The 12245-nt window shown below is 36.2% G+C and carries 10 protein-coding genes and 1 pseudogene; 9 read left to right on the top strand and 2 right to left on the bottom strand.

What is annotated here, in order from left to right:
- The first annotated feature begins 5 nt into the window (after positions 1-5).
- The 3 genes from RT037_RS01300 (at position 6) to RT037_RS01290 (ending at position 4153) form a co-directional block, all read left to right on the top strand.
- Positions 6-707: an ABC transporter ATP-binding protein gene (locus tag RT037_RS01300; protein WP_313027403.1), complete on the top strand. Its 702-nt coding sequence runs from the start codon at positions 6-8 to the stop codon at positions 705-707.
- An 88-nt stretch (positions 708-795) separates the two neighbouring features.
- A complete protein-coding gene (locus RT037_RS01295) occupies positions 796-2109 on the top strand; it encodes a M16 family metallopeptidase (RefSeq protein ID WP_079666390.1) in 1314 nt (437 codons plus the stop codon).
- Positions 2110-2113: 4 nt separating this feature from the next.
- Entirely contained in the window at positions 2114-4153 is a 2040-nt protein-coding gene (locus RT037_RS01290) for a pitrilysin family protein (RefSeq protein ID WP_312323351.1), read from the top strand.
- 454 nt (positions 4154-4607) lie between these two features.
- On the opposite strand, the gene fumC is transcribed toward RT037_RS01290, so the two are convergent.
- Together fumC and RT037_RS01280 are read right to left on the bottom strand one after the other, a co-directional pair.
- Positions 4608-6002 (bottom strand): class II fumarate hydratase, encoded by a 1395-nt coding sequence (fumC, locus tag RT037_RS01285; RefSeq protein WP_312323350.1) that lies wholly within the window; start codon positions 6000-6002, stop codon positions 4608-4610.
- Between the two features lie 8 nt (positions 6003-6010).
- Positions 6011-6772 (bottom strand): epimerase, encoded by a 762-nt coding sequence (locus RT037_RS01280; RefSeq protein WP_312323349.1) that lies wholly within the window; start codon positions 6770-6772, stop codon positions 6011-6013.
- 166 nt (positions 6773-6938) lie between these two features.
- Between RT037_RS01280 and RT037_RS01275 the strand changes: the two genes are divergently transcribed.
- The 6 genes and pseudogenes from RT037_RS01275 (at position 6939) to RT037_RS01250 (ending at position 12245) form a co-directional block, all read left to right on the top strand.
- Positions 6939-8546 (top strand): fumarate hydratase, encoded by a 1608-nt coding sequence (locus RT037_RS01275; protein WP_313027391.1) that lies wholly within the window; start codon positions 6939-6941, stop codon positions 8544-8546.
- 365 nt (positions 8547-8911) lie between these two features.
- The gene (locus RT037_RS01270; protein ID WP_313027387.1) at positions 8912-9460 is read left to right on the top strand and encodes a HutD family protein; all 549 of its coding nucleotides are present in this window, start codon (positions 8912-8914) and stop codon (positions 9458-9460) included.
- 124 nt (positions 9461-9584) lie between these two features.
- Entirely contained in the window at positions 9585-9857 is a 273-nt protein-coding gene (locus RT037_RS01265) for a hypothetical protein (RefSeq protein ID WP_312324214.1), read from the top strand.
- 103 nt (positions 9858-9960) lie between these two features.
- A pseudogene (locus RT037_RS01260) lies at positions 9961-10110 on the top strand (DUF4260 family protein); the annotation flags it as partial.
- Positions 10111-10373: 263 nt separating this feature from the next.
- Complete coding sequence (gene prfA / locus RT037_RS01255; RefSeq protein WP_079666401.1) at positions 10374-11459, top strand: peptide chain release factor 1; 1086 nt, start codon at positions 10374-10376, stop codon at positions 11457-11459.
- Positions 11460-11561: 102 nt separating this feature from the next.
- Positions 11562-12245, top strand: a complete 684-nt coding sequence (locus RT037_RS01250; protein ID WP_313027379.1) for a hypothetical protein — start codon at positions 11562-11564, stop codon at positions 12243-12245.

Raw genomic sequence — 12245 nt, 5'->3', positions numbered from 1 at the left:
AAATCATGATATCTATAAATAATTTATCAAAAACATACGGTGACAGAACGGTTTTAAAAATTGAAAACCTCGAATTCCCGAAAGGTCAAACGATTGGCTTAGTGGGTAATAACGGTGCTGGGAAGACAACTTTGTTTAGTTTGCTTTTGGATTTAATAGAAGCCACAACTGGATTTGTAGCAATCGATGACGAAAAAGTCAACACCTCCGAAAATTGGAAAAATAAAGTGTCGGCTTTTATTGACGAAAGTTTTTTGATTGGCTATTTGACGCCAGAAGAATATTTTTATTTCTTGGGCGAATTACGTGGACAGAACAAAGCGAGTGTTGATGAGTTTCTTAAGCAATTTGATGATTTTTTTAATGGTGAAATTTTAAACTCAAAAAAATATATTCGTGATCTTTCTAAAGGAAATATGAAAAAAGTTGGCATTGTTGGCGCTTTGATTGGTAAACCAGAAATTATTGTTTTGGATGAGCCTTTTGCGAATCTCGATCCAACGACACAAATTAAACTTAAAAATTTAGTTAGAAATTGGTCGCAAAATTCGGAATCAACATTTTTGATTTCGAGTCACGATTTGGCGCATACTACCGAAATTTCGGAGAGAATAGTTGTTCTCAACAAAGGAGAATTGGTTCGCGATATTCAAACCTCTCCAGAAACGCTTCAAGAGTTGGAAGCTTTTTTTGCAGAAGGTCTTTAATTTTGTTTAAAATTTAGAAAAATATTAATGAAACTGTAACAACATCGAATTTTTTGTTACCTATTGAGGAGATTAACCATAGTCAAAAATGAAATTAAAATTTTTATCTACGGCGGCTTTAGCATTGACAGGAATGCTGATGAACGCGCAAGAAATCAAATTCGAGGAGTATAACCTTCCTAACGGGATGCACGTTATTTTGCATCAAGACAACTCGGCTCCTGTTGTAACAACGGGCGTTATGTACCATGTTGGTGCTAAAGATGAAGAAGTTGGGAGAAGTGGTTTTGCACACTTTTTTGAACACCTTTTATTCGAAGGGACAAAAAATATTAAGAGAGGAGATTGGTTCAAAATAGTATCATCAAACGGTGGAACTAACAATGCCAATACGACTAATGATAGAACTTACTACTACGAAACTTTCCCGAGCAACAATCTACAATTAGGTCTTTGGATGGAAGCTGACAGATTGCGCCAGCCGATTATCAACCAAATTGGTGTTGATACACAACGCGAAGTTGTAAAGGAAGAAAAAAGATTGCGTATGGACAACCAACCTTACGGAAACCTTTTGACAGCTTTACAAACCAACCTTTTCGCAAAACATCCTTACCGTTGGACAACGATTGGTACGATGGAAGATCTTAATAGTGCGAAATTGGAAGAGTTTCAGGATTTCTTCAAAAAATATTATTCGCCGAACAATGCAACATTAGTTGTAGCGGGTGATTTCAAAAAAGATGAAACGAAAAAATGGATCGAAGAGTATTACGGTTCTATTCCAAAAGGTCCAGAAGTTAAAAGAACAACAATAAAGGAAGATCCAATTACACAAGCTAAAGAAGTAACTTGGAATGATCCTAACATTCAACTTCCAGCTTATTTATTTTCTTACAGAGTGCCAGGAAGTCGTGATAAAGAATCTTATGCTTTGAGCATGCTTTCGACTTATTTATCAAACGGAAAATCATCTGTTCTTTATAAAAAATTAGTGGACCAAGAGAAGAAAGCTTTGGAAGTACAAGCGATTAACTTGGGTCTAGAAGATTATGGTATTTTCGCATTTTTTGCAATTCCGATGGGATCTACAAGCAAAGATGTTTTACAAAAAGATATTGATGCCGAAATCGTAAAATTACAAACTAACCTTATCTCTGATGAGGATTATCAAAAACTTCAAAACATTGTTGAGAATCAGTTTGTAAACGCAAACTCGAGCATTCAGGGGATTGCAAGTTCTTTGGCAACATACAATGTGTTATATGGCGATACTAATTTGATCAACAAACAAATTGATATCTATCGTTCTGTAACTAAAGAGGATCTAAGAAACGCAGCGAAGAAGTATCTTAATCCTAACCAAAGAGTAATCATCAATTATCTACCTGAAAAAAAATAATCAAATGAAAAAGCAACTTACATATATAGCCGCAAGTTTTCTGATTTCAGGAATGACGATGGCTCAAAAAATAGATATCAACGCAATGCCGAAAGCTGGTCCAACACCTAGCATCAATATTGCGACGCCTCAGACTTTCAAACTTAGCAATGGTTTGACGGTTATGGTTGTAGAAAACCACAAACTTCCGAGAGTTAACGTAACACTTTCTATGGATCGTCCGCCTGTATATGAAGGCAAAATTGTTGGCGTTAACAGCATTATGGCAGATCAATTAGGAAACGGAACGACAACAATGTCAAAAGATGATTTCAACAAAAGAGTTGACTTTTTAGGTTCGACAATTAATTTTAGTTCGAATGGTGCTTTTGCAAATACCTTGTCAAAATATTTTCCAGAAATCCTTGGTTTGATGGCAGATGCGGCGATTAATCCAAAATTCTCTGCTAACGAAATTCAGAAATCTAAAGAAAGAAGCATCGAAGCTTTAAAACTTGACGAAAAAAGTGCACAGTCCATCGCTTCTAAAGTTTCTAATGCTGTTATCTACGGTAAAAATACTGCAAGAGGTGAGTTCGAAACCGAAGCTTCAATCAATGCAATTCAGTTGAATGATGTTCAAGATGTTTATTCTAAATATTTTGCGCCAAACAACGCTTATCTGGTAGTTGTTGGTGACGTTAAATTTAAAGATGTTAAAAAACTTGTTGAGAGCAAATTTAATGCTTGGAAAAAATCTTCAACTACGATTCCTGCGGTTGAACCAGCTAAAAATGTTGCTAAAACAGAAATAGAAATGATCGATGTGCCATCGGCGGTACAATCTGTAATTTCGGTTGGGAATATCACAACGCTTCAGATGAAAGACCCTCAGTTTTTCGCTGCAACAATCGCGAATTACATTCTTGGTGGTGGAGGCGAAGCGCGTCTTTTCATGAATCTTCGTGAGAAAAATGCCTTTACTTATGGCGCTTATTCAAGTTTATCAACCAGTAAATATTCACCAGGATTCAGTGCGGAATCTAGTGTAAGAAACGAAGTGACAGACAAAGCAGTTACTGAATTTTTAAATGAATTAAAAGGAATTGCGACGATCAAACCAGAAGAATTGGCTAATGCAAAAGCGAAGTTAAAAGGTGACTTTATCCGTTCAATGGAAAAGCCAGAAACTATGGCGAAATTTGCTGTTAATTCAGAGATTTATAACCTTCCAAAAGATTTCTATGCTAACTATCTTAAGGCGATCGACAATGTAACCGTTGAAGATGTTCAAAACGCAGCCAAAGCTAATATTCTTCCTAACCAAAGTAGAATTTTTGTAGCTGGTAAGTCGTCGGAAGTTTCTGATGGTTTGGAAAAATTAGGTTTCACAGTTAACTATTATGACAAAGACGCCAACAAGATTTCAAAACCGATAGTTCAAAAAATAGATGTTACAGCGGCACAAGTTGCGGACAAATACATTACTGCAATTGGTGGTAAGGCTGCTTTGGATAAGGTGACATCTATTGCTACAACGGCTGCTGCTTCGGTTCAGGGTATGAATTTGGATATGACAATGGTAAAAGCTAAAGGAGGCAAAATGTTGATGGACATGAAGGTGATGGGCAACAGCATGCAAAAAGTAGTATTCGACGGTGTTAATGGTAAAATGACTGCGCAAGGTCAAACGATGGATCTTCCTGCAGAGATGAAAGCTGAGTTTGCAAACGATAAAGAGTTGTTCCCAGAAGTTGCTTTTGCGAAAAAAGCGGATCTTAAAGTATCAGGTATCGAGAAGATTAACGGCGAAGATTCTTACGCCATCAAAGATGGATCGACGGTTTATTATTACAGCGTAGCATCAGGTCTTAAAACTGGTGAAACAAAAACTCAAAAGATAAATGGTCAAGAGGTTACAATCCCAACAACATACGGCGATTACAAAGCGGTGGATGGTGTTAAGTTTCCTTACAAAATATCGCAATCTATGATGGGGCAAAACCTTGATTTCGTTGTAAGCAAGTACGAATTAAACAAGGCTAAAGACGCAGATTTCAAGTAAACCGAAATTTTTAGTTTAAATATAAAACTCCGAGTTCTGGCTCGGAGTTTTTTTGTTTTTATTTGGGCGCCTTTTCCCGCTATCCGCTTTTACTCCTCGCTCGCTTTCAGCTCGCTGTGGGGTAACCGCTTCAAAACGAGGAACGAGTTTCGATGATTCCTTAAGCAAATAAATATATCAGAATCAATCGAGGGCGCAACAATCTGCTGCCTTATCAAAAAGCAAAAACAAGTCTGAATCAATCGAGGCGCAACAATCAAATGCTATCAAGGTTGGTTATTCAAAAAAAACCTGAAAGGCTTTCAAAGCCTTTCAGGGTTCAACATTTCTTTAAAAATTATCCTTTACAAATTCTAGGTTTCATTACACAAGAAACCTCATAGGTTTTCAAAATCTATGAGGTTTAAATTTAAGAAAACTTCAAGTCTTTGATCCTTTCTCTTTCTTCTTTCCTCTATTTCAAACTTCCCACCATATCCTCAGGCTTTACCCAAGCATCAAATTGTTCAGGCGTTACCAAACCGAGATTTACCGCTTCTTCTTTTAAAGTTGTTCCGTTTTTGTGCGCCATTTTTGCAATTTTTGCGGCATTTTCGTAGCCGATATGGGTGTTTAAAGCCGTTACCAACATCAATGATTTATCTACCAATTCTTTAATTCGTGGTAAGTTTGGCTCAATTCCCACCGCACAATGATCATTAAACGAGATACAAGCATCTGCAATCAATTGAGCTGATTGTAAGAAGTTGTACGCCATCACAGGTTTGAAAACATTCAACTCATAATTCCCTTGCGTTCCTGCAAAAGAAATCGTAGTGTCGTTTCCTAAAACTTGTGCACAAACCATTGTCAATGCTTCATTTTGAGTCGGATTTACTTTTCCAGGCATGATGGAAGAACCAGGCTCATTTTCAGGAATGTGGATTTCGCCAATTCCGGAACGTGGTCCAGAAGCCAACATTCGGATATCTTGTGCAATTTTAAATAATGAAACTGCCAATTGCTTCAAAGCACCATGAGATTCAACAATCGCATCATGCGCCGCCAAAGCTTCAAATTTATTTTCCGCCGTGATGAAAGGATGTCCCGTTAATTTCGAAATATATTCTGCCACTTTTACGTCGTAACCTTTTGGCGTGTTCAACCCTGTTCCCACTGCTGTTCCGCCCAAAGCGAGTTCCGAAAGATGCGGAAGTGTATTTTTCAATGCTCGCAATCCATATTCCAATTGTGCAGCGTAACCTGAAAATTCTTGACCTAAAGTCAACGGCGTTGCGTCCATCAAATGCGTTCGACCGATCTTTACAATATCTTTAAAAGCTTCGGATTTTTCCTTCAACGTAATTTTTAGTTTCTCAACAGCGGGGATTACCACATCAACCACTTTTACATAAGCTGCGATGTGCATTGCTGTTGGATACGTATCATTTGACGACTGAGATTTGTTGACATCATCATTCGGGTGAATTTCAGATTTCTCGCCCAACTTTCCGCCATTCAAAACATGAGCTCGGTTAGAAATTACTTCGTTCACATTCATGTTAGATTGTGTTCCAGAACCGGTTTGCCAAATTACCAAAGGAAATTGGTCATTAAGTTTTCCAGCTAAAATTTCATCTGCGACTTTTCCAATCATGTCACTTTTTTCTTTCGGAAGCACGCCTAAATCTGCATTAGCAAGCGCTGCCGCTTTTTTCAAATAGGCGAAAGCTTCGATAATTTCGTGCGGCATCGAACTTTCTGGACCGATTTTGAAATTGTTGCGAGAACGTTCGGTTTGTGCTCCCCAATATTTATCAGCAGGCACTTTTACTTCGCCCATTGTGTCGTGTTCTATTCTGTAATCCATATTTTTATTTATTTAAATTTTCTCGGATTGGGATGAAGAAATTCGTACTTCAAATCATTTTCTAAATGTGTAGAAATAATTTTTCGTCCAAAGCTTTCTCCAATTTTTGTTTCGATATTTTTGGTTTGAAAATCCAAAACCTGTTGCTTTGTAGGATGCAAAGGCGCGACAAAATTGTAAGTTTTCGATTGTAAATTCTCGTCAATCATTTTTTCAACAACTCTGGAAATATCTTCAAAATGAATGTGATTCACGATTTGTTGTGGTTCTTTGATTTTATATTTATTCAAATACCGGTCATCGCCCATCAATCCGCCTAATCGTAGAATATTAATTTGAGAAAAATTCTTTTTCATTAAATTTTCAATTCCGAAAATGTTTGGATTTAATAAATTTTCATCCAAATTGTTTTCTGTAATTTCTTGCTCAATTTGAGGATAAATTCCAATAGAACTCATCAAAAAAATCTGTTTTTCAAAATCTTTAAGAAATGAACTTAAATTTTCGAATCTCTTCTTTAAATCTTCAAAATCCGCAGATTTAGAAAAAGGAATCGTGATAATGACAACATCTAAATTATTCCAAATTTCATTAGGTTTTAAAAATTCATCTGCATCAAAATCAATTTTAAATGTTTTGAAACCCTGTTCAGAAAGCATTTTCACTTTATCATAAGAAGTTGTCGTTGCAAAAATATCATTTGTTGGAGCAAAATGTTTTGCCATTCTAAAACCCAACCAACCGCAACCGATAATTCCAATTTTTTTCATTCCAAACTTTTGTTGTTTAAAATTAGGAATAATAATTTTCAGAGCCAATTTATAATCATTATAAATATCAATATGCTTTACTGATTTTACTCATTTTGTTCAAGTAGAGCATTTTGCAATGCTTAATTTTACGGGAATTATTTTTATTTCAGAAATCAATCAAATTATGGAATTTTCTTATCAGGAACCATTTCCTATTTTAAAAGACGATACACAATACAAAAAGCTTTCTTCTGACTTTGTAAAAGTTGAGAAATTGGGCGACAGAGAAATCTTAACAGTTGACCCAAAAGCTTTGGAACTCCTTGCTGAAAACGCTTTGAAAGACGTTTCTTTCATGCTTCGTTCGGCTCATTTACAGAAACTAAAAAACATTATCGACGACCCAGAAGCTACAGATAACGACAGATTTGTTGCTTATAACTTACTTCAAAACGCAGCAGTTGCGGTTCAAGGTGCGTTGCCTTCTTGTCAAGATACGGGAACGGCGATTTGCGTTGCCAAAAAAGGTGAAAACGTTTACACAGGCGCAAACGACGCAGAATGGATTTCGAAAGGAATTTACAATACGTACCAAGAGCAGAATTTAAGATATTCTCAAATCGTTCCTTTGACGATGTTTGATGAGAAAAATTCGGGTTCTAATTTGCCTGCACAAATCGACATTTATGCCGAAGAAGGTGATGCTTACAAATTTTTATTCTTAGCAAAAGGTGGCGGTTCTGCAAACAAAACGTTCTTATATCAAAAAACAAAATCTTTGTTGAATGAAGCTTCTTTAGACGCTTTTGTGAGAGAAAGAATTATGGATTTAGGAACTGCAGCATGTCCTCCTTATCACTTGGCTTTGGTGATTGGCGGAACTTCTGCAGAAGCGAATTTGGCTGCGGTTAAAAAAGCAAGTGCTGGCTATTACGATAATCTTCCGACTGAAGGAAACATGGGCGGTCAGGCTTTCCGCGATTTGGAGTGGGAGAAAAGAGTTCAGAAAATTTGTCAAGAAAGTGCGATTGGAGCGCAGTTTGGCGGAAAATATTTAACGCACGATGTTCGTGTGATTCGTTTGCCTCGTCACGCGGCTTCTTGTCCGGTTGGAATGGGCGTTTCTTGTTCTGCCGATCGAAATATCAAAGGAAAAATCACCAAAGACGGTATTTTCTTGGAGCAGTTGGAAACCAATCCAGAGAAATTCTTACCTGCAACGCCTCCGCATTTGGAAGAGCCTGTAACGATTGATTTGAACAGACCAATGCCAGAAATCTTGGCTGAATTGTCTAAATATCCCATCAAAACCCGTTTGAAACTGAACGGAACTTTAATCGTTGCAAGAGATATTGCTCACGCAAAAATTAAAGCATTGTTGGATGCAGGAAAACCAATGCCAGAATATTTCAAAAATCATCCAATTTATTACGCTGGGCCAGCAAAAACGCCAGAAGGAATGCCTTCAGGAAGTTTTGGACCAACAACAGCGGGAAGAATGGACGTTTATGTGGACGAATTCCAAGCCAACGGCGGAAGTATGGTGATGCTTGCGAAAGGAAACAGAAGTAAAGATGTAACCAACGCTTGCGGAAAATATGGTGGATTTTATTTAGGCTCTATCGGAGGTCCAGCCGCGATTTTGGCGAAAGACAACATCAAGTCTGTTGAAGTGGTTGATTTCCCAGAATTAGGAATGGAAGCTGTGCGTAAAATTGAAGTGGTTAATTTCCCTGCGTTCATCATTACGGATGACAAGGGCAATGATTTCTTCGCAAATTTGGCGCATTAAAATTAAGAAGAAACTTTATTTAAGTTTTAACATACATTAAAGATAAAACGGTTGTAAATAAGAATTTTGCAACCGTTTTTTTAATTAAAAATGTGAAAATATCCTTAATTTAACTTGAGTTCGGGATAAGAAAACTAACGTCCCTTCGAGTAGATTTTGCAAAAATCGTATAGAGAACTTGTCTTATAAACTTCTCTATGCACTTCGCTCCGCTGCTTTACTCGAAGTGACGAGGGTTTAATACTATTTGAAGAAGAATAATAACCTCCGTCAGTTCGAGTAGTGTTTTCGAAATAAAATGAAGAAAATGCGTATCGAGAACTATCATTGTTACAATTTTTATAATTAAATCTAAACATTCTCCAATGAAATACACTAAAATCTCAAAACATCATATTTCTCCTTCGATTTGGGATGGCGGAAAAACTTTCGAGTATTTTATTTACCCACACGAAACAAAGTATGCAAATAAAGATTTTTTGTTTCGAATAAGTGCTGCTTCTATAGAAAAAGAACCTTCAATTTTCACTCGTTTTGAAAATTTTCAACGTTTTTTGGTGATGTTAGACAATGATTTAAAGATCAGAAGAAACGATAAAATAGAGCATTATTCCCAACAAGATGTTTTTGTATTCGACTCTAACGATGAGATTATTTCGCACAGTTTGGGTAAAGATTTTAATGTAATGGTTTCGAAATCTATCACGTTTTCAGCCGTCGACATCTTAACCGAATTTAGTAATTCTATTGCGGATTTTATCTTTGTTTTTGCAAAAGTAGAAACCGAAATTCAATTAAATAATCGAAAAATAACATTAAAAAAAGACGATTTATTGGTGATAGAAAATCTAAGTCAACAAGAAATAAGCGTAAAAAGTCAACAAAATATCATTTGTACTTTCATTAAAATCTAATGTTTATTATCATGTTAATTATTCAACAGTTTTTATATTGAAAAATTCTAAATTAAAAAACATGCATAAAACCTTTGCTAGAAAAAGAAAAAGTTCTATTTTTGCCTAATAAAATATTATAGACATGATGTTATCAGCATTTTGGCCGTTTTACCAGTTTTTGTGGACTATTTATTTCTTCACAATGTTTTTAGCTGGATTTTGGTGTATTTTTATGTTCGCAACTTATATTGTACCACTTTGGTTAACAGAGGGTGTTGCTGAGTATTTTGGAAAAATCAACAAAAACTTTGATCCAGAAAAAGTACGTTACCAAAAACTATACGAGCAAGAAGGTGTAGAGGTTATCTACCAAAGACCTGCTGGTGAGAAGCCTGTGGCGCACGGTCATCACTAATAGTTGGCAATTTCTGTTTTGGGAATTGCACTCAAAGCGAAACAACATATATTGAAAAGCTTTTCGGATAAATCCGAAAAGCTTTTTTGCTTTATTGTGAAATTTGTTGGAACATTCTGCTTTTGATAGAATTGTTGGTTATGGATTAAAATATGAAGATAGTTTCCAGAATACGCATTTGGGGAGAATGGGGAAGGATAAGAAATATTTTTTTTTAAAGGATTTCGATGCCAAGCTTTTTTGTTTTTATTAAAATGAAGACATATACTCGTCTAAAAATAGATTTTATTTTGAAGTAGAATTATTTGCGGTTAGTAGTGCCTGTGAGGGAGAAGCGCATTGTTGGAGCTCTTTATTGTGGTGGGTTCGACTAAGCTTGGGCGCCACAAGAAAAGCGACTGCGCGTAGACCGACCCGTTTGTTTTTGTAAGGTTTTAGAGTCGGCAAAACAAAAGGGACACAGCCAAAAAAATAATTCGCTGAAAATTCGTATTTTTGCATTCTTAAAATTACACGATGTCAAAATCTCTTATTCCAAAACTGGAAGCGATAAAACAACGATATAACGAAGTTGCTGATCTGATCATCCAACCGGATGTTATCAACGACCAAAAAAGATATTCTACTCTTAACAAAGAATACAGCGATTTGGGAAAAATTGTTGTAGTCTATGACCAATATAAAGGCGCTTTGGATGCTATTGAAGAGTCTGACGAAATCATTGCTGATGGGTCTGACAAAGATTTGGTGGATTTAGCAAAAATGGAAAAACAAGAGGCTATCGACAAAATTCCTGCGTTGGAAGAAGAGTTGAAAGTTCTGTTAATCCCCAAAGATCCTGCTGATGACAAAAACGTTATCGTAGAATTACGTGCCGGAACTGGTGGTGACGAAGCAGCGATTTTTGTGGAAGATATCTACAGAATGTACACGATGTATTTTAAAACCAAAGGTTGGAGACACGAAGTTACCGATTCTAACGAAGCTGCGAAAGGCTACAAAGAATTGATTATGAAGGTTGAAGGCGATGGCGTGTATGGTGTGATGAAATTCGAGTCTGGTGTCCACCGCGTACAACGTGTTCCTGAAACTGAATCTCAGGGTCGTGTGCATACATCAGCGATTACGATTGCGGTTTTACCAGAAGCCGAAGAAGTTGATTTTGAACTAAATCCTGCTGACATCGAAATGCAAACGTCTCGTTCGGGAGGTGCTGGAGGACAAAATGTCAACAAGGTAGAAACGAAAGTTCAGTTAACGCACAAGCCGTCTGGATTGGTTGTTGTTTGTCAACAAGCACGTTCTCAGCTAGCTAACCGCGAATTGGCAATGGAAATGCTTCGTACAAAACTGTATGACATCGAATTGCAAAAAGTGCAAGGTGATATCGCGGCACAAAGAAAGTCGATGGTGTCAACTGGTGACCGTTCTGCAAAGATCAAAACTTACAATTATCCGCAAGGTCGTGTGACGGATCACAGAATTAATAAGTCGATTTATAATCTTGATTCGTACATGAATGGCGATATTGGTGAAATGATTGATGCGGTTATCATGGCTGAAAACGCTGAGAAAATGAAAGGCGAAGAAGAAGGGATGTAATCATTTTCTTTTAAATTATATAAAGCTCTGGACAAATCGTTCGGAGCTTTTTTGGTTTTAATTGGAATTTTATTTTTAATTTAATGCTTGAAAAAACACATTATGAAGTATTTTAAAATTTCGTTTATTCTCGTTGCTCTGTTTTCTGCACAAGTGATTTTTGCTCAAGAAGAAGTTAAAAAGCCAGATGAGGTTTTCGGCTTGTATTTTCGTGCAATGATGAATATGAATGATGGTGCCATCGCAGAACTTAACGATTATCTACGACCAACAAGCAAAGGAAGCGATGTCTATGGTAATCTAAGTAAAAAAGCTGTTGTTGAAGAAGTTAAAGCTAGTACTGATAAGTTTATAGATGCTAATTTTTCTAAAGATATTTCGGAATCTGTGAAAGCTTCGGTAGTAGAATTTTTTATGGCGATGTTTCAGAATCTTTGGGATTCATCATATAAAATAAAGGAAGTAAAATTAGTGGACAATCCTTTTATTAAAGGTGATAAAATTGCAGAAGTCTATTATACGTTTAGTTTTAAAAAACCAAATATTAGTTTACAAGAATCGCTTAATGCTTATCAAAATAAAACGACTAAATCATTAACTGAAAAAGAGGTTAATAAAATCTTTAAAACATTGACTGAAGCTTATAGAACACAAGCTGTCGAAGTTAAAGTCGATCAAAAAGTAAATCTTTATCAAAGAAAATTCGACTCTAAATTATATTACATTGGAGATAATATTTCTAAAACAATGACCGGAGCTTTAAAGGACATTTATTTAGGAAATTAG

The sequence above is a fragment of the Soonwooa sp. genome, assembly GCF_032062245.1.
In the GTDB taxonomy this organism is placed as follows: domain Bacteria; phylum Bacteroidota; class Bacteroidia; order Flavobacteriales; family Weeksellaceae; genus Soonwooa.
The sequence above is the reverse complement of the archived record's forward strand: the minus strand, read 5'-3'. Positions and strand labels throughout refer to the sequence as shown.

What these genes read in the sequence shown, in the direction of transcription:
- RT037_RS01300 (WP_313027403.1), top strand. Translation starts at nt 6, where the DNA reads ATGATATCTATAAATAATTTATCAAAAACATACGGTGACAGAACGGTT.
- RT037_RS01295 (WP_079666390.1), top strand. Translation starts at nt 796, where the DNA reads ATGAAATTAAAATTTTTATCTACGGCGGCTTTAGCATTGACAGGAATG.
- RT037_RS01290 (WP_312323351.1), top strand. Translation starts at nt 2,114, where the DNA reads ATGAAAAAGCAACTTACATATATAGCCGCAAGTTTTCTGATTTCAGGA.
- fumC (WP_312323350.1), bottom strand. Translation starts at nt 6,002, where the DNA reads ATGGATTACAGAATAGAACACGACACAATGGGCGAAGTAAAAGTGCCT.
- RT037_RS01280 (WP_312323349.1), bottom strand. Translation starts at nt 6,772, where the DNA reads ATGAAAAAAATTGGAATTATCGGTTGCGGTTGGTTGGGTTTTAGAATG.
- RT037_RS01275 (WP_313027391.1), top strand. Translation starts at nt 6,939, where the DNA reads ATGGAATTTTCTTATCAGGAACCATTTCCTATTTTAAAAGACGATACA.
- RT037_RS01270 (WP_313027387.1), top strand. Translation starts at nt 8,912, where the DNA reads ATGAAATACACTAAAATCTCAAAACATCATATTTCTCCTTCGATTTGG.
- RT037_RS01265 (WP_312324214.1), top strand. Translation starts at nt 9,585, where the DNA reads ATGATGTTATCAGCATTTTGGCCGTTTTACCAGTTTTTGTGGACTATT.
- prfA (WP_079666401.1), top strand. Translation starts at nt 10,374, where the DNA reads ATGTCAAAATCTCTTATTCCAAAACTGGAAGCGATAAAACAACGATAT.
- RT037_RS01250 (WP_313027379.1), top strand. Translation starts at nt 11,562, where the DNA reads ATGAAGTATTTTAAAATTTCGTTTATTCTCGTTGCTCTGTTTTCTGCA.